Source organism: Neisseria sp. P0022.S009 (assembly GCF_051956675.1).
GTDB lineage: Bacteria > Pseudomonadota > Gammaproteobacteria > Burkholderiales > Neisseriaceae > Neisseria.
Genome location: NZ_JBQCXE010000008.1, coordinates 19,640 through 38,552, shown reverse-complemented (window position 1 = coordinate 38,552; position 18,913 = coordinate 19,640). Strand labels below are relative to the sequence as shown.

General features: G+C 50.1%; 14 protein-coding genes. 6 read left to right on the top strand and 8 right to left on the bottom strand.

Features of this window, described 5'->3' with window-relative positions:
• The first annotated feature begins 77 nt into the window (after positions 1-77).
• The 4 genes from ACTHUG_RS10105 to putA all read left to right on the top strand — a co-directional run bounded on the left by ACTHUG_RS10105 (position 78) and on the right by putA (position 9,091).
• Positions 78-2,291 (top strand): RelA/SpoT family protein, encoded by a 2,214-nt coding sequence (locus ACTHUG_RS10105; RefSeq protein ID WP_440386686.1) that lies wholly within the window; start codon positions 78-80, stop codon positions 2,289-2,291.
• A gap of 198 nt (positions 2,292-2,489) precedes the next feature.
• Entirely contained in the window at positions 2,490-3,284 is a 795-nt protein-coding gene (locus tag ACTHUG_RS10100) for a formate/nitrite transporter family protein (protein WP_036493807.1), read from the top strand.
• 452 nt (positions 3,285-3,736) lie between these two features.
• On the top strand, positions 3,737-5,263 hold the full coding sequence (putP, locus tag ACTHUG_RS10095; RefSeq protein ID WP_440386685.1) for a sodium/proline symporter PutP: 1,527 nt from the start codon (positions 3,737-3,739) through the stop codon (positions 5,261-5,263).
• Between the two features lie 222 nt (positions 5,264-5,485).
• Entirely contained in the window at positions 5,486-9,091 is a 3,606-nt protein-coding gene (putA, locus tag ACTHUG_RS10090) for a bifunctional proline dehydrogenase/L-glutamate gamma-semialdehyde dehydrogenase PutA (protein ID WP_440386684.1), read from the top strand.
• A 58-nt stretch (positions 9,092-9,149) separates the two neighbouring features.
• On the opposite strand, the gene nth is transcribed toward putA, so the two are convergent.
• From nth to ACTHUG_RS10070, 4 genes are all read right to left on the bottom strand, one after another.
• Positions 9,150-9,779 carry an endonuclease III gene (gene nth / locus ACTHUG_RS10085; RefSeq protein WP_003747538.1) on the bottom strand — a complete coding sequence of 210 codons (630 nt, stop codon included), beginning with the start codon at positions 9,777-9,779 and terminating at the stop codon, positions 9,150-9,152.
• 111 nt (positions 9,780-9,890) lie between these two features.
• On the bottom strand, positions 9,891-11,270 hold the full coding sequence (gene nhaC, locus ACTHUG_RS10080) for a Na+/H+ antiporter NhaC (protein WP_003747540.1): 1,380 nt from the start codon (positions 11,268-11,270) through the stop codon (positions 9,891-9,893).
• A 180-nt stretch (positions 11,271-11,450) separates the two neighbouring features.
• Entirely contained in the window at positions 11,451-12,074 is a 624-nt protein-coding gene (locus ACTHUG_RS10075) for an alpha/beta fold hydrolase (RefSeq protein WP_440386683.1), read from the bottom strand.
• A gap of 92 nt (positions 12,075-12,166) precedes the next feature.
• Positions 12,167-13,390: a sugar MFS transporter gene (locus ACTHUG_RS10070; protein WP_070850976.1), complete on the bottom strand. Its 1,224-nt coding sequence runs from the start codon at positions 13,388-13,390 to the stop codon at positions 12,167-12,169.
• A gap of 273 nt (positions 13,391-13,663) precedes the next feature.
• Between ACTHUG_RS10070 and ACTHUG_RS10065 the strand changes: the two genes are divergently transcribed.
• Positions 13,664-14,077 (top strand): YqaA family protein, encoded by a 414-nt coding sequence (locus ACTHUG_RS10065; RefSeq protein WP_440386682.1) that lies wholly within the window; start codon positions 13,664-13,666, stop codon positions 14,075-14,077.
• Between the two features lie 65 nt (positions 14,078-14,142).
• Here the strand turns inward: ACTHUG_RS10065 and ACTHUG_RS10060 are convergent, their stop codons facing one another.
• The 4 genes from ACTHUG_RS10060 to ACTHUG_RS10045 form a co-directional block, all read right to left on the bottom strand.
• Entirely contained in the window at positions 14,143-15,336 is a 1,194-nt protein-coding gene (locus tag ACTHUG_RS10060) for an amino acid aminotransferase (protein ID WP_440386681.1), read from the bottom strand.
• 98 nt (positions 15,337-15,434) lie between these two features.
• Positions 15,435-16,085, bottom strand: a complete 651-nt coding sequence (locus tag ACTHUG_RS10055; protein ID WP_440386680.1) for an HAD family hydrolase — start codon at positions 16,083-16,085, stop codon at positions 15,435-15,437.
• Between the two features lie 69 nt (positions 16,086-16,154).
• The gene (locus tag ACTHUG_RS10050; RefSeq protein ID WP_440386679.1) at positions 16,155-17,099 is read right to left on the bottom strand and encodes a cation diffusion facilitator family transporter; all 945 of its coding nucleotides are present in this window, start codon (positions 17,097-17,099) and stop codon (positions 16,155-16,157) included.
• Between the two features lie 15 nt (positions 17,100-17,114).
• Positions 17,115-17,945 carry a ferritin-like domain-containing protein gene (locus tag ACTHUG_RS10045; RefSeq protein WP_295697944.1) on the bottom strand — a complete coding sequence of 277 codons (831 nt, stop codon included), beginning with the start codon at positions 17,943-17,945 and terminating at the stop codon, positions 17,115-17,117.
• Positions 17,946-18,234: 289 nt separating this feature from the next.
• On the opposite strand from ACTHUG_RS10045, the gene lolA reads away from it, so the two are divergent.
• On the top strand, positions 18,235-18,855 hold the full coding sequence (lolA, locus tag ACTHUG_RS10040) for an outer membrane lipoprotein chaperone LolA (protein WP_036493771.1): 621 nt from the start codon (positions 18,235-18,237) through the stop codon (positions 18,853-18,855).
• Positions 18,856-18,913: the final 58 nt, after the last annotated feature.

The following is an 18,913-nucleotide window of genomic DNA, read 5'->3' as shown; positions in this document are numbered from 1 at the left end:
CGCATACAAATCTAGGGCTGCCGGCAATAAACTGTTACAATAGCAACGTTTTTATCAAAAAGAAAAAAACGCACGCCATGACCACTATTCGCCAAACGCCCCAAACATCGAGCGTAACGCTGGAAGGCCTCCTCGCATGGTTCGACGGCTATGTCGCCGCGCTGCCTGATCCCGATAAAAACCTGATTCAGACGGCCTTTGACCTGGCTAAAGAACATTATCCCGCCGATGCCCTAACGACTTACGGCGAGCCTTTAATGGAACATTTTCTCGGCTCGATGCAAATCGTCAGCGAACTCGACCTCTTGCCCGATGCCGTGGCCGCTACGATTTTGTCCGACATCGGCAAATACGTTCCCACTTGGCAAGAATTGGTTACCGAACGCTGCAACAGCACCGTTTGCGAGTTGGTCAAAGGCGTAGACGAAGTACAAAAACTGACCCAATTCGCACGCGTGGACAGCCTTGCCACGCCGGAAGAGCGCGCCCAACAAGCCGAAACCATGCGTAAAATGCTGTTGGCGATGGTTACCGACATCCGCGTCGTCCTGATCAAACTGGCGATGCGCACGCGCACCCTGCAATTCTTAAGCAACGTTCCCGACAATCCTGAAAAACGTGCCGTTGCCAAAGAAACCCTCGACATTTTTGCCCCGCTCGCCAACCGCTTGGGCGTGTGGCAACTCAAATGGCAGCTCGAAGATTTGGGCTTCCGCCATCAAGAGCCGGAAAAATACCGCGAAATCGCCCTGCTTTTGGACGAAAAGCGCACCGAGCGCCTCGAATACATCGAGAATTTCCTCAATATCCTGCGTACGGAACTGAAAAAATACAATATTCATTTTGAAGTCGCCGGTCGTCCGAAACACATCTACTCCATTTACAAAAAAATGGTGAAGAAAAAGCTCACTTTCGACGGGCTGTTCGACATCCGCGCCGTGCGGATTTTGGTCGACACCGTTCCCGAGTGTTACACCACGCTGGGTATCGTCCACAGCCTCTGGCAGCCGATTCCGGGTGAGTTTGACGACTATATCGCCAACCCGAAAGGCAACGGCTACAAAAGTTTGCACACCGTTATCGTCGGCCCGGAAGACAAAGGTGTGGAAGTTCAAATCCGCACCTTCGACATGCACCAATTCAACGAATTCGGTGTCGCCGCCCACTGGCGTTATAAAGAAGGCGGCAAGGGCGATTCCGCCTATGAACAGAAAATCGCCTGGTTGCGCCAACTCTTGGACTGGCGTGAAAACATGGCCGAAAGCGGCAAGGAAGACCTCGCCGCCGCCTTCAAAACCGAGCTGTTCAACGACACGATTTACGTTTTGACCCCACACGGCAAAGTCCTCTCCCTGCCTACGGGCGCCACCCCCATCGACTTTGCCTATGCCCTGCACAGCAGCGTGGGCGACCGTTGCCGCGGCGCAAAAGTCGAAGGACAAATCGTGCCGCTGTCCACGCCTTTGGAAAACGGACAACGTGTTGAAATCATTACTGCAAAAGAAGGCAATCCTTCCGTCAACTGGCTCTACGAAGGCTGGGTCAAATCCAACCGCGCCATCAGCAAAATCCGTGCCTTCATCCGCCAGCAAAATGCGGATACCGTGCGCGAAACAGGCCGGGCCCAGTTGGACAAACAGTTGTCAAAAATCTTCCCCAAACCCAATCTGCAAGCATTGGCGGAAAAACTCGGCTTCAAAAAAACCGACGAACTCTATACGGCCATTGGTCAGGGCGAAATTTCCAACCGCGCCATCAGTAAGGCCTGCGGCGCTTTGATCGAACCGGCTCCGGTACCGGTTGACGAGACCAATATCGTCAAACAGTCCAAAATCAAAAAAGGCGGCAAAAACGGCATTCTGATTGACGGCGAAGACGGCCTGATGACCACGCTTGCCAAATGCTGCAAACCCGCGCCGCCCGACGATATTGTGGGCTTTGTTACCCGCGACCGCGGCATTTCCGTCCACCGCTGCACCTGCCCTTCTTTCCGCCACCTTGCCGAGCAGGCTCCGGAAAAAGTGTTGAACGCAAGCTGGGCAGCCCTGCAGGAAGGACAAGTGTTTGCCGTCGATGTTGAAATCCGCGCTCAAGACCGCTCCGGTTTGTTGCGCGACGTTTCGGATGCGCTGGCGCGGCACAAGCTCAACGTTACCGCGGTGCAAACCCAATCACGCGATTTGGAAGCCAGCATGCGCTTTACCCTTGAAGTCCGCCAAGTCAACGACCTGCCACGCGTATTGGCCAGTCTGGGCAACATCAAAGGCGTTTTAAGCGTAACGCGCTTGTAGTTCCCATCCCCCCATCTAAAGGCCGTCTGAAAGTATTGCTTTCAGACGGCCTTTCACACATCGGCTGCCAATATATAACCTACGCTTCTATCCTTACAATCAGCTGTTATTTCCTGTCCGCCATATTCTCAGGCAAACTCGCCATCCGCATGATAAAGAAAGATATTTTTATTCTTATATTAACCTTAAGGAAACTTCATGGATACACGAGACCTGTTCCCTCATGAAATTTTGCAGGACGCCATCGGCAAGAGTTGCGCCAAATCTGAATTCAGCATCAAGATGTTGGTGATTTTGAGTTTCTTAGGCGGCGGTTATGTCGGCTTCGGCTATCTTGCCTGCCTGCGCGTCATCAGCGGTATTCCTGCCGAATGGAACGGTCTGGCCGCCCTGTTGGGCGCATCCGTGTTCCCTATCGCACTGATTTGTATCTTAATCGGCGGCGGCGAGTTGGCAACAGGAAATATGATGATTATGGCTTTGGGCAGATTGACCGGCCGAGTCAGCACCCACAAACTGGTGCGCAACTGGCTGATTGTCAGCTTGGGCAATCTGGCAGGCGCCGTAGCCATGGCCTATTTCCTCGGCCACTACGTCGGCCTTGCCGAAGGACCGGCCACAGCGAAAACCATTGCCATTGCCGAAGCCAAAGTCAATATGGACTTCGGCCGCGCATTCGTTTCCGCCATCGCATGTAACTGGATGGTGTGTATGGGCATCTGGTTTTATTTCGGCGCACGCCATACTTCAGGACGAATCTTGGCCATGTGGTTCCCGGTTATGATCTTCGTGTTAATCGGCTTTCAACACTTTGTCGCCAATATGTTCATCATTCCGGCCGGCATTTGGGCGGGCGCAAACGTCAGCTGGGGTCAATTTTTCTACAACATGATTCCCGTTTTCCTAGGCAACGTCCTCGGCGGATCATCCTTTGTTGCAGCCTCTTATCTCTTTGCTTACAAACATTTACTAAAAGACGATTTTTCTATTTGATGTAGTCTTTTTTCTAAAAACCCCGTATCTGCCCGACACAGATACGGGGTTTCTGCACAAGGCCGTCTGAAAGTCCAAGTCGTTTAATTACTTTTTCTCTTCAATCCCCAAAAAACATCAGGAAAGATAGTTTCACACACTTTCCTTCGTCATCATCAGTAAAAATTTATATATTTTTATGTTTTTAAATGACTTAGCCAAAAGGCGGCATCAATTTCGAATAAAGGCTGAGTTCTTCGCTTTGCAAAAGCGACTTTTTACGGTATGCTGGTTTAAATTATTTACAATTTAATGCATTAAGATTTCGTATTTTATTGTATTTGAAAATAATTTATCCTGTCTCTCTCGCAAAAAACAGGATTTTTAAGCTGTATTTTTATTAGAAAAAAGTTTGGGTATGAATTGCTTGCAATTTCAAAACCCGTTTTAAAAGTTAGATGAGGAATAAGTACATGAATCCCATGTATATCACTTTCGCGATCTATTTGGTCGCCGTACTACTGATCGGCCTTGCCGCCTATTTTTCAACCCGCAACTTCGACGACTACATCCTCGGCGGCCGCAGCTTGGGCCCGTTCGTGACCGCGATGTCTGCCGGTGCTTCCGATATGTCAGGTTGGCTTTTGATGGGTTTGCCCGGTGCCATTTACCTGAGCGGTTTGAATGAAGCTTGGATTGCCATTGGTCTGATTGTAGGCGCATACTTCAACTGGCTTTTGGTTGCAGGCCGTCTGCGCGTGCATACCGAATACGCCAACAACGCACTGACGCTTCCTGACTACTTCTTCCACCGCTTCGGTGCCGGCGGTCACTTGATGAAAGTGGTTTCCGCACTGATTATCTTGTTCTTCTTCACTATTTACTGTGCTTCAGGCATCGTGGCCGGTGCTACCCTGTTCCAAAGCCTGTTCCACGGCATGTCTTACACTCAAGCCATGTGGCTGGGTGCCGGCGCAACCATCGCCTATACCTTCTTGGGCGGTTTCTTGGCCGTAAGCTGGACCGATACCCTGCAAGCTTCTTTGATGATTTTTGCATTGATCCTGACCCCTGTAATGGTGTACTTGGGCTTGGGCGGTGCAGATCAAATGAATGCCGCTATGCAACAAGTTGCCGCTTCTACCGGTAAAGAATACGGCAGCCTGTTTGCCGGTACGACCGTCATCGGCATTATCTCCACCGCGGCTTGGGGCTTGGGCTATTTCGGCCAACCGCACATTTTGGCCCGCTTCATGGCTGCCGAAAGCGCTAAATCCTTGGTTTCTGCACGCCGCATCGGTATGACTTGGATGATTCTGTGTATGGCCGGTGCCGTGGCTGTCGGCTATTTCGGTATCGCTTACTTCGGCGCTAACCCTGCCCACGTTGATGAAATGAACGGCAACCACGAACGTATCTTCATCGCTTTGGCTACCCTGCTCTTCAACCCTTGGGTTGCCGGTATCATCTTGAGCGCGATTCTCGCCGCCGTAATGTCCACCCTGTCTTGCCAATTGTTGGTTTGCTCCAGCGCGATTACCGAAGACTTCTACAAAGGCTTCCTGCGTAAAAAAGCACAACAAGCCGAGTTGGTATGGATTGGCCGTCTGATGGTTTTGGCGATTGCCGTGATTTCCATCCTGATTGCTTCTGACCCTAACAGCAAAGTATTGGGCTTGGTGGCTTACGCATGGGCAGGTTTTGGTGCCGCATTCGGTCCGGTTGTTATCCTGTCTGTACTGTGGAAACGCATTACTGCCTACGGTGCACTCTCCGGCATGATTGCAGGTGCGCTGACTGTAGTGGTTTGGGCCGAATGGATCAAAAAACCTGCTTTGGCCGCACAAGAAACAGGTTTCGCTACTGTCTATGAAATCGTCCCCGGCTTTATCATTTGCACACTCGTGATTGTTTTGGTGTCCCTGATCGACAAAAAACCTTCACGTGAATTGCAAGAACGCTTTGAAAAAGCAGACGCAGAATACCGCGCCTCTAAATAAGGTGTTTTCAGACGGCCTGCATGATTCCGTGCAGGCCGTTTTTACGACATAAACTGTTTCAAAATAATCTGATACTTATCAGAAAAAACAGCAATTTATGCGGATGCATCTTGTATCCGCATCATAAATTTATTACGATATTACTATCCTTCAGAATACCTGTTTTAGCAATCCTATCCAGGCCGTCTGAAATCATGAAAAAACCTCTGGAGAACTTAAATAATGTTTAACTTTGCTTTTCCAACACAAACTCCTCTGCGCCAAGCGATAACCGATGCCTACCGCCGCGATGAAATCGAAGCCGTACAGGATATGTTGCAACGTGCACAGATGACCGACGAAGAGCGCAACGCCGCTTCCGAGCTTGCCCGTCGTTTGGTTACCCAAGTCCGTGCCAGCCGTACCAAAGCCAGCGGTGTAGATGCCTTGATGCATGAGTTTTCCCTCTCCAGTGAAGAAGGTGTTGCACTGATGTGTCTGGCCGAAGCCCTGCTGCGTATTCCGGACAATGCCACCCGTGACCGCCTGATTGCCGACAAAATCTCTGAAGGCAACTGGAAAAGCCACTTGAACAACAGCCCTTCCCTCTTCGTTAACGCGGCCGCATGGGGCCTGCTGATTACCGGCAAACTGACCGCGACAAACGACAAACAGATGAGTTCCGCATTGAGCCGTCTGATCAGCAAAGGCGGCGCGCCTCTGATCCGTCAAGGCGTTAACTACGCCATGCGCCTGCTGGGCAAACAGTTCGTCACCGGTCAAACCATTGAAGAAGCGCTGCAAAACGGTAAAGAGCGCGAGAAAATGGGTTACCGCTTCTCCTTCGATATGTTGGGCGAAGCCGCATACACCGAAGAAGATGCCAACCGCTACTACAACGACTACGTCCAAGCCATTCACGCCATCGGTAAAGATGCCGCAGGCCAAGGTGTTTACGAAGGCAACGGTATTTCCGTCAAACTTTCCGCCATCCACCCACGCTACTCACGCGCCCAACACGAACGCGTGATGAGCGAACTGCTGCCGCGCCTGAAAGAATTGTTCCTTTTGGGTAAAAAATACGATATCGGTATCAACATCGATGCCGAAGAAGCCAACCGTCTCGAATTATCTTTGGACTTGATGGAAGCTTTGGTTTCCGATCCTGACTTAGCCGGCTACAAAGGTATCGGTTTCGTTGTTCAAGCCTACCAAAAACGCTGCCCGTTCGTTATCGACTACTTAATCGACCTAGCCCGCCGCAACAACCAAAAACTGATGATCCGTTTGGTTAAAGGCGCATACTGGGACAGCGAAGTGAAATGGGCCCAAGTAGACGGCATGGACGGCTACCCGACTTACACCCGTAAAGTCCACACCGACATCTCCTACCTTGCCTGCGCACGCAAACTCTTGGATGCGCAAGATGCCGTGTTCCCACAATTTGCCACACACAACGCCTACACCTTGGGCGCAATCTACCAAATGGGTAAAGGCAAGGACTTCGAACACCAATGTCTGCACGGCATGGGCGAGACCTTGTACGACCAAGTGGTCGGCCCGCAAAACTTAGGCCGCCGCGTACGCGTGTATGCCCCGGTCGGCACACACGAAACCCTGCTTGCCTACTTGGTACGCCGCCTGTTGGAAAACGGTGCGAACTCTTCTTTCGTGAACCAAATCGTTGACGAAAACATCAGCATCGACCGCCTGATTAAGAGCCCGTTCGACACCATCGCCGAACAAGGCATCCACCTGCATCCGGCCTTGCCTCTGCCACGCGATTTGTATGGCAAAGGCCGTCTGAACTCCCAAGGCGTCGATTTCAGCAACGAAAACGTATTGCAAAACCTGCAAGAAAAACTCAACCAAGCTTCTTCCGAAGACTTCCACGCCGCGTCTATCGTCAATGGCGAAGCGCGTAACGTGGGCGAAGCGCAACCCGTCCGCAACCCTGCAGACCACAACGATGTTGTCGGCACTGTCAGCTTTGCCGATGCAGCATTGGCCCAAGAAGCTATTGGCGCAGCCGTTGCCGCCCTGCCAGAGTGGAGCGCCAAACCTGCTTCAGAACGCGCCGACTGCCTGCGCCGTTTTGCGGATTTGTTGGAACAACACACGCCTGCATTGATGATGCTGGCCGTCCGCGAAGCCGGTAAAACCCTGAACAACGCCGTTGCCGAAGTACGCGAAGCCGTTGACTTCTGCCGCTACTATGCCAACGAAGCTGAAAACACCCTGCCTAAAGATGCCAAAGCCGTCGGCGCAATCGTTGCCATCAGCCCATGGAACTTCCCATTGGCCATCTTTACCGGCGAAGTCGTTTCCGCCCTGGCTGCCGGTAACACCGTTATCGCCAAACCTGCCGAACAAACCAGCCTGATTGCTACTTACGCCGTTTCCCTGATGCATCAAGCCGGTATTCCGACTTCTGCGCTGCAACTCGTACTCGGCGCAGGTGATGTCGGCTCCGCCCTGACCGACGATGCCCGCATCGGCGGCGTGATCTTCACCGGTTCTACCGAAGTAGCGCGCCTGATCAACAAAGCCCTGTCCAAACGCGACGACAGCCCTGTCCTGATTGCCGAAACCGGCGGTCAAAACGCGATGATCGTAGACTCTACCGCCCTGCCGGAACAAGTCTGCCTCGACGTATTGAACTCTGCCTTCGACAGCGCGGGCCAACGTTGTTCCGCCCTGCGTATCTTGTGTGTTCAAGAAGATGTTGCCGATAAAATGATCAACATTATCAAAGGTGCAATGGATGAGCTGGTTGTCGGCAAACCGATCCAACTGACCACAGACATCGGCCCTGTCATCGATGCTGAAGCCCAACAAAACCTGTTGGCCCACATCAACAAAATGAAAGGCGTAGCGAAGGCTTACCACGAAATCAAAACTGCCGCCGACGTTAATGACAACAACTCTACCTTCGTTCGTCCAATCCTGTTTGAATTGAACAACCTGAACGAGTTGCAACGCGAAGTGTTCGGTCCTGTACTGCACGTTGTCCGCTACCGCGCCAGCGAATTGGATCAACTCATCGACCAAATCAATGCCAAAGGCTATGCTCTGACTAGCGGTGTACACAGCCGTATCGAAGGCACTGTCGACCACATCCGCGACCGCATCGAAGCCGGTAACATCTACGTTAACCGCAACATCGTCGGTGCCGTTGTCGGCGTACAACCTTTCGGCGGTCACGGCTTGTCCGGTACCGGTCCAAAAGCAGGCGGTTCATTCTATCTGCAACGCCTGGTACGTACTCCTGAATGGGTTGCCCCAACCCTCAGCCGCATCGGCCAAGCAGACGAAGACGCGCTCAAACGTTTGGAAACCCTGGTTCACAAACTGCCGTTTAACGCCGAAGAGAAAAAAGCCGCAGCCGCAGCTTTGGGTCACGCCCGCGTCCGTACCCTGCGCAAAGCCGAAACCGTATTGGTCGGCCCGACCGGCGAACGCAACTCATTGAGCTGGCGTTCTCCAAAACGCGTTTGGGTACATGGCGGCAATCTGCTGCAAGCCTTCTCTGCCCTGACCGAGCTGGCAGCCGCAGGCATCCAAACCGTTGTTGAGCCTAACAGCCCGTTGGCTTCCTACTCAGCCGATTTGGACGGTTTGTTGCAAGTCAACAGCAAACCTGAAAACGCAGGCATCAGCCATGTTGCCGCTATCGAGCCTTTGAGCAGCGAGCGCAAACAAGAGTTGGCCGGCCGCGACGGTGCGCTCATCCGCATCCTGCCTTCCGAACAAGGTCTGGACATCCTGCAAGTATTTGAAGAAATCTCTTGCAGTATCAATACTACCGCTGCCGGCGGTAACGCCAGCCTGATGGCAGTTGCCGACTAATCACAGCCAAATCAAAGGCCGTCTGAAATTCAGACGGCCTTTTTTTATCTGTTTTTATTTACAGTTTTGCCGGATATTCGCACAAATCATTAATCAAACATTTGCTGCATTGCGGTTTCAAAGCCTTACATGTATAGCGGCCGTGCAAAATCAACCAATGATGGGCATCCATCAAAAATTCTTTGGGAATAAAGCGCATCAACTTGTCTTCAACTTCGCGCACATCCTTGCCCGGCGCGATTTTAGTACGGTTGGCCACACGGAAAATATGGGTATCGACCGCCATAACAGGTTGCCCGAATGCAGTGTTCAATACCACGTTGGCAGTTTTCCGGCCAACACCGGGCAAAGATTCCAAAGCCTCTCGGTCGGCAGGCACTTCGCCATTGTATTTTTCCAGCAAAATACGGCAAGTCTGCATGATGTGTTTGGACTTGGTTTTGTAGAGGCCTATGGTTTTGGTGTATTCCATCACGCCGTCCAGCCCCAAATCCAACATGGCTTGCGGCGTATTGGCAACGGGAAAGAGCTTTGCAGTCGCTTTGTTCACGCCGACATCAGTCGCCTGCGCAGACAATAAAACAGCGATGAGCAGCTCAAACGGCGAACTGAAATTCAACTCGGTAGTCGGATGCGGATTGGCAGCGCGGAAACGCTCGAAAATTTCTTGGCGGATTTGTTTGTTCATGGTTGGAATTGTTTTTATATGGCGCGGCAATTATATCCGATGGGGCTGCTTCAAACAAAGCAGGCCGTCTGAAACGCATTCAGACGGCCTGATGATCAAACAGCCTACTGTTTATTTTTTACTCAAAGTCAGCCCTGTCCAGCCAAACACCAGCGTCAGAGCCAAGCTCAAGTAGCAGAAGAAGGCATAAGGCAGGTATTCCCAAACAGGCACGCCCAAGGCATGGCTGATAAATACGCCGCAGACGCTCCAAGGAACCAACGGGTTGATGACCGTACCCGCATCTTCCAGCGTACGGGCAAGGTTGCGCGAATGCAGGCCGAGTTTGTCATAAACCGGCTTAAAGGTTTCGCCGGAAAGCAGAATACTTAAATATTGCTCGCCAATCAGGAAGTTGACGCCGACCGATGTCATGGCCACGCTGAAAGTAGCGCGTCCGGCATTGGTCAGGAACGCACGAATGGCTTCCAGCAAAGACGGAATCACACCAATGCTGAACAACAGACCGCCCAAGCTCATGCCGAGTATCACGATGGTTTGCGTAAAGAACATGCTTTCCAAGCCGCCGCGCGAAATCAAGCGGGCAATGTCTTTGAATGCTTCGCCTTCGAGTTTGTATCCGCTGTAAAACCACGCGCCCAGCTGTTTCAAATCAGGCGTACTGTGGAAGTAAGTCACAATCAGCGCCACCACAACGGTAAACAACATGGCCACAATGGCATTGACGCGCATCAGGGCAAGGATAACCAGTAAGGCAAACGGAATCAGCGAGTAAGCATGCACCAAACCGGTTGCTTCCAATTGCGCGCGGAAAGCTTCGACGCTGTTCATGTCATGTGCGGCAACATTGGGCAAGAGCCACAACATCAATGCCGCACTGATCAACCACGCAGGCACAGTGGTGTACATCATGTTTTTGATGTGCTCGAACAAATCAATGCCGACAATCGAAGCGGAAATACCGGTCGTATCGGAAAGCGGCGACATTTTATCGCCGAAGAACGCACCCGACACAATCGCACCTGCCGTCATCGCCATATCGGCATGAAACGCAGCCGCCATACCCATAAAGGCCACGCCGACAGTTGCACAAGTCGTCAAACTACTGCCGATGGAAATACCGATGACCGAGCAAAGCGCAAACGCCGAGAAATAAAAATAAGTCGGTGAAATCAATCCGAAACCGTAATACATCAGCGTCGGAATCGCACCGCTCATCATCAACGCGCTGACCATCAGTCCGATAAAGAAAAACAGATAAATCGCGCCCATGCCCTGCCCGACCGCGCCTATCATACCGTTTTGCATGTCTTGATATTTCAAGCCGCGCATCAAACCGTACAAAAGCAAGACCACGATCGCCGTCACAATCGACATATGCGGCAGCCATTCAAGCGAAATAATCGTATAACCCATTGCCGCCACCAAAGCCAAGGCCACCGCAATGGCCTCGAAACGCGGCATATTGAGTAAGGATTTGAAAGCAAACATTGTTCTTTGCCTTTTTAATAAGTATTTAACAGATTTTAGCATAACAGGCCGTCTGAAAAACCGGTTTCAGACGGCCTGCTGATTATTTTACGAAAACAACGCTCACAAATCCTTGCCATTTTCTTTAAAATAAACGAATTATTTAGTATAAAATATTTTTTAATTAGAATAAATGGTGTTTTATTGCTTTTTAAAATATCCATCATGCAAAAATGCCACCACCTGTCCGGCAGTTTTGCGGTTGAACAGCATACCGCTATGGCTGACCGGCAAAACGACATGATCGCGCATATTCGGACAATGCGTTTCGCTGACCAAGACCGTACCATCATGTTCGCCGTGCAAACCTAAAACACGGCCCAGACCATACGGTTTGTTACCGGCGATACTGCCTAGCTCAATACCGACAGGCAACTCAGGCATACTGCCGTCCAACGCCCCTTTGTAAGAGCCGCCCAATACCGGCTTTTGCAAACCCAAATTGAGCACGCGTTGCGCAGCCCGGCTGCCTTGGTGCGGCGTACCCATGGTAACGATACGGCCGCTGACTTTATCCGGATATGCCGCCGCAAAATTGCGTAAAACCAAGCCGCCCAAACTGTGACCCACAAAGTGCAGCGTTTCATCAGCATGGTTCTCATCAATCCATCCCGCCAAGTCCTCAACATGCCGATTCATCGCGTGCAACACACTGCAATAATCGAACAGCGCAACTTCAAAACCTTCTTGTTCCAGCAAATACGCCAGCGGCCTCATGACCCACGAATGCATGTGCAAGCCATGCAGCAAAATGATTTTGGCCATTTTTTCCTCCTGTCATTTAAATCATTATGCCACAAAGTCAAAAGGCCGTCTGAAATCCCATAAGGTTTCAGACGGCCTGTTATCATGATGAATTATTCGTCAGCTTTGTAGCCTTTTATAGCAAAGAAGACGATATAAACATAACAAATCGCTGATACAACGAAAGAAATCATCAAGCCGTAAGTATCCGCTGCCCAACCTTGTACCACAGGCACAACCGCACCGCCGACAATCGCAGTACACAACACGCCGGAAGCGCTGCTGGTGAATCGGCCCAGACCTTTGGTTGCCAAAGAGAAAATGGTTGGGAACATGATGGAATTGAAAAAGCCGATGGCCAACAATGCCCACATCGCAATATCCGCACTGGCTTTACCTGCCAACATAGCAACGCCCAACAAGGCAACAGCAGCAGTAGCGTTAAATGCCAAATAGCGGTTAGGCGCAATTTTCGCCATGATGGCAGAGCCTAAGAAACGGCCAACCATTGCACCGCCCCAGTAGAACGACAAATATTTTGCGGCAGATGCGTGGTCCAAACCTTTCAGATAGCCCAACACGCTGACCAATAAAGAACCGATGGATACTTCCGCACCGACATAACAGAAAATACCGGCCGCACCAAAAACCAAATGACGGTATTGCCAAACACTGTGTTTGCCATCATGGTTATGTTCGCTCTCTTCTTCGGCAATTTTACGCGCATCAGGCAAACGAATCATTTTGACAAAAACAGCCAAAATAATCAGCAAACCGGCCAACCCTAAATACGGAATTTGAACGGAAGAAATTTGCTCGGCTTTGCTGACAGTTTGTGTTGCATCAGCCAAAATCAGGAATGCGCCGATTTGCGGAGCAATGGTCGTACCCAAAGAATTAAATGCCTGAACCAAAGTCAGTGTTGCAGATTCTTTACCCGGTTTGGACAGCAAAGTCACATAAGGATTACCCGCTACTTGCAACAGTGTTACACCTGAAGCCAAAATAAACAATGCACCCAAAAAAGTTGCATAAGAATGACTGCCGGCAGCAGGATAGAAGAGCAGACAGCCGATGGCGGTCAATACGAAGCCGCTAATCACGCCGTTTTTATAGCCGATTTTGCCGACCAAATAGCCCATCGGAATCGACATAATCGCATAAGCGGTAAAGAAACAGAATTGAATCAGCATTGCCTGAACATAAGTCAGGTCGAAAATATCTTTCAAATGCGGAATCAAAATATCGTTCATGCAGGTAATGAAACCCATCATGAAAAAGAGTGTGGTTAGGACGACCAGCGCAGGAGTATGATTTTGTTGTGAATGCGCAGACATGATTTGCCTTTCGTTTTGTTAAGATTTGCTGGAAAAACGAGCTTAAATCAGTTCATTGAACTTAACACCCATTAACAGCCGCCCGTATCATACTGATAATCCGTCACTTTGAAAACTATTTTCTAACAGCCGACTACATTATCTTTCAGCCGTTTAATTTTAAAAAATTCAATAATATTGGATTTATATTTTAATAGATTAAAAATAAAGGCATAATCCTCTTATTAAGCCTGTTATTTCTTTTTTACAATACTCATTGATATAACTCAAAATATGCCCCTTCTTTACGCTTACCTTGGCCTGATTGCCTCTGCCTTTACTTCTGCCACACTACTTCCGGGTACATCCGAGGCGGCATACGCCGCATTTGTGTACCAATATCCGCAACATGCCCTCGGCGCATGTTTGTGTGCCGGATTGGCGAATGGCTTGGGCAGTATGGTTTCGTATTACATGGGCAGGATGTTTCCAAATAAAAAAAGGCCGTCTGAAAAAATGTTGGAAAGGCTTAATCGTTGGGGAATTTGGCCGCTATTGTTCGCATGGCTACCGATTATCGGTGATGCCCTCCCCCTTGCCGCAGGCTGGCTCAGGCTCAATGCCCTGCATTGCGCCATCATTCTGATTGCAGGCAAACTGCTGCGCTATGCCATGATTTATTGGGGAATTAACGCAGTTGCCGGATAAGCTTCGACAACCAAAAATAAAGGCCGTCTGAATGATTCAGACGGCCTTTGCCTTTAATTCGACAATTACAAGACTTTCACAATGCTTTCGCACAGGTAGTCGATGTTGTCATCGGTAATGCCTGCAACATTAATGCGGCCGGAACGGACGGCATAAATGGCAAACTCGTTTTTCAAACGGTCAACTTGTTCAGGAGTCAAGCCGCTGAAAGAGAACATACCGTTTTGTTCGATAATGAAATCAAAGTCTTGGGTTGCACCTTTTGCTTTAAGCAATTCGACAAATTTTTGACGCATGGCTTTGATGCGGCCGCGCATTTCGTCAAGTTCGGCAATCCATTGTGCTTTCAAATCATCATTTTTCAACACCAGCGCAATGGTGTTCGCACCGTGTGAAGCCGGGTTGGAATACAAGGTACGGATGATGGTTTTGACTTGGCTGTGGGCGCGGGCTGCTGTTGCTTCATCTTCAGCTACCAAAGTGAACGCGCCGACGCGCTCGTTGTACATGCCGAAGTTTTTGGAATAAGAGCTGGCAATCAGCAATTCTTTATTGTATTTCAAGAATACGCGCAAGCCGTAGGCATCTTCTTCCAAACCATTACCGAAGCCTTGGTAAGCAAAGTCAAACAGTGGCAACCAGCCTTTTTCGGCAGAAAGTTTAGCCAAAGTTTCCCATTGTTCGGGCGTAGGGTCGATACCGGTGGGGTTGTGGCAGCAGCCGTGCAGCAGGACGATGTCGCCTTTTTGCGCTTGGCTCAAGTCTTCAATCATGCCGTCCCAATCCAAACCGTGTTTGGCGGCATCATAATAACGATACGGTTTGTCTTGGATACCGACCGCTTTGGCGATGGCGTTGTGGTTTGGCCAAGTCGGATTGGAAATCCAGATGGTTTGCGCGTTCAACTGGCGTTTGACAAATTCGGCCGCAATGCGCAATGCACCTGTACCGCCAAGGCTTTGCGCTGTTTTGGCGCGACGGCTGGCAATGATTTCGTGGTCTTTGCCAAACAACAGGATTTGGGTTTGCTCGTTGTAATCGGCAACGCCGTCGATGGTGAGGTAGTTTTTAGTTGTCTCGCTTTCCAACAGGCGTTTTTCAGCCTCTTTGACGGCTTTGACAATAGGCGTTGCGCCGGATGCGTCTTTGTACACGCCGATGCCGAGATTGACTTTTTCGGGACGGGTTTCGGCTTTAAACGCTTCGCCCAAACCTAAAATCGGATCAGCAGGAGCTGCTTCGATATGCTTGAAGAACATGATTTTTCTCTTTACAAGTAGTAAAACGGTTGAAAAAATACAAATTTATGTGATTTTACGCCGTTTCGGGCCGTCTGAAAACGGATTATTACAGGGTTTTAACGCAAGATTGCCAACAAATCCAAAGGCGTGGCAATACGGAAATCGGCAAGCCAGTTTTCGGTTTGGTCTTCGGTAGAAATATAGCCCCAATCGGCAAGCACGGTCGTCATGCCTGCATTTTTGCCTGCCTGCATATCGCGCTCGGCATCGCCGACATAAAAACATCGCTGCGCCTCAACGCCAATCTCTTCGCATGCATAAAACATAGGCTTCACGCTGGGCTTGGGTTCATCGCAAGTATCGCCGCTGACAATCACGGCAGGAGGCACGGTAAACCCGAGTTTAGGCACGAGGGCATCGGTAAAGCGCATGGGCTTGTTGGTAATAATGCCCCATTGGATACCGCATCGAACTAAGGCTTCCAGCATTTCGTTTACGCCGTCGAACAAGATGGTTTGATCGGCATAGCAGCGGCTGTATTCGTCCAAAAACTCTTTGCGCCATTGCATATAGTCCGGATGCTCGGGCGTAATGCCTGCACCGAGTTTGAGCAAACCGCTCGCACCGTGGCTGGCCTGCGGACGGATTTCATCCATGCTTTTTTCAGGCAAACCGTGTCGGCGCAATACCGTGTTGAGCGCGCCACCCAAATCAAGTGCGGTATCGGCAAGCGTGCCGTCAAGGTCGAATAATACGGCTTGGGTCATAAGTGTTCCTTTGATGATTTTAGAAGGCCGTCTGAACAATTCAACAAGTTTCAGACGGCCTGAATATGGTTAATGGTGATGGTGTTCATGCATTTCCTGCGAACACAAGACTTCATCTTTATGCGGATGCCGTTCGCTTTCAATCTGAATCGTACAATGTCCGATGTTGTGATGAGCCAATTCATGTTCGATACGGTAGGCGATCTGTTCGGACTCTGCAACCGTCATGCTGCCATCTACGACAATATGGCAGGATAAAACGTGGATATTGCTGGTAATCGTCCAAACATGCAAGTCATGAACGGATTTTACGCCTTCCGTATTGCGGATCACGCTGAGCAACTCATCGGTATGGATGTTTTCCGGCGCGCCTTCCATCAAAATGTGCAAAGTCTGTTTAAACAGCGTCCAGCCGCTGCGCCCTACCAAAGCCGCCACCAATACGCTGGCAACCGTATCCGCCCATTGCCAGCCATACGCCATTATCAGCACTGCTGCGACAATCGCCCCTATCGAGCCGAACAAATCGCTGATTACATGAAGATACGCACCGCGCATATTGACGTTTTCTTCGGTATCGCTATTTTTCAACATATAAACGGCGACGCCGATGTTGACCAGCAATCCGATGATACTGACCACCAACATGCCGCCCGTCAAAATTTCCGGCGGATAAAACAATCGTTTGACTGCTTCATAAAAGATCATCGCCGCAATCAACACCAGCGACAATCCGTTAAACATCGCCGTTAAAATTTCAAAACGCTTATAACCGAATGTCTTTTGCAGCGTGGTCTGTTTCTCGCCAAGTTTGAATGCCCACAATGCCATGCCCAGCGAAAACGCATCGCTGAACATATGCCCCGCATCGGAAAGCAGGGCCAAAGAATTGGTCAGCCAGCCGCCGACCGCCTCAACCAGCATAAATCCGGCAATAACAAAAAATGAAGTGCGCAATACCTGCTTATTAGCGGTATGCGTGTGTGCGTGCGAATGATCGTGATGATGTGCCATGATGGTTTTACCGTTTCAGACGGCCTTTTTATCCTGTTTCAAACTTTTCTCAAAATCTTCCAACATATCCAGCTCGAAACGGCTGAATCCTGCACGTTCCCGCGCTTCGATATTGACGTAGCCGCGGAAGATAAACATATCGTAACGCGCAATCAGGCTGCGGAACAGGGCGACCGGTTCCAAACCGCGCTCACGGCAAAGATGCTGATACCAATGATTGCCGATGGCGACATGCCCCACTTCGTCGCGGTAAATAATATCCAGCACATCGCAGGTTTCCATATCGCCACGCTGCGCCACTTTTGCACGAATACCCGGCGTAACATCCAAACCGCGCGCTTCCAATACCCGCGGCACCAAAGCCATGCGCAACAAGGGATCGTAAGCGGTTTTATACGCCATGTCCCACAAATGCCCGTGCGCTTCAAAATCGCCGTAATCGTAGCCCAAGCTGTTCAGACGGCCACGCATCAAGCCGAAGTGAAACACTTCTTCTTTCGCCACCCTTACCCAATCGCGCACAAACTGAAACGGCATATTGCGGAAACGATACGCCGCATCCAAAGCCAGATTAATCGCGTTAAATTCAATATGCGCAATCGCATGCAACATCGCCGCATAGCCTTCGACCGTATTCATCTTGCGCGGCGTAACCTCCGAAGGTGCAACCAAACGCGGACGCAACGGATGACCGGCAAAACGGCAATCCACGGGTTTCGACGCTTCAGCCGTCAAGCCTTCCGCCTCGCCCAACTGCGCAAACAAGGCCTGCGTCAATTTTCCTTTTTCATCCGGATTGTCCGATAGCAAAGCCTGTTCCAATAAAGGATAAGGATTCAGATACATACAAAACCATTGTTTTCAAAAGATAAATATTATAACCGTTTTAAAAAGTAAACAGAAAGACTATAATTTCACGCTTTCCGTAAAATGACATTAAATACCACACCAAGCCCTTATGCGTTTCATTAAAAAAACGTCAAAACCAAATACAGGCCGTCTGAAGAAATAAAATTATTTCAGGTACTTGCTTAGTTTTTTCATATTTACACAAATTAAACCCGCCCTTCAGCCCCTTGCCTGTTACACCATAACGTCTATACTGAACCCATCTCTCCGAACAAGGAACCAAAACATGAAAACTACCCGACTGTTCACCCTGACCGCTGCCGCGCTGCTTTCTTCAGCCATCGGCTTTGCACAAGCCGGCGCAGTGGACGCCCTGAAAAAATTCAATAATGACGCCGACGGTATCAGCGGCAACTTCAGCCAAACCGTTCACAGCAAAAAGAAAACCCAAACCACATACGGCACATTCAAAATCCTGCGCCCGGGTTTGTTCAAATGGGAATACACCAAACCCTACAAACAAACCATCGTCGGCGACGGCAAAACCATTTGGCTCTATGACGTAGATTTGGCGCAAGTAACCAAGTCCTCACAAGACCAAACCATCGGCGACAGCCCTGCCGCCATCCTCTCCAATAAAACGGCATTGGACAGCAGCTACACGCTGAAAGAAGACGGCTCTGCCAACGGCATCGACTACGTTTTGGCTACGCCTAAGAAAAACAACGCCGGCTACCAATACATCCGCATCGGCTTCAAAGGCGACAACCTCGCCGCCATGCAGCTGAAAGACAGCTTCGGCAACCAAACCAGCATCAGCTTCAGCGGTTTGAACACCAAGCCTAACCTTTCCAGCGGTATGTTCAAATTCACGCCTCCTAAAGGCGTTGATGTCTTGAGCAATTAAGCTTCTAATGAAACACAAAGGCCGTCTGAACAACAGACGGCCTTTTATTTAGTTCAAT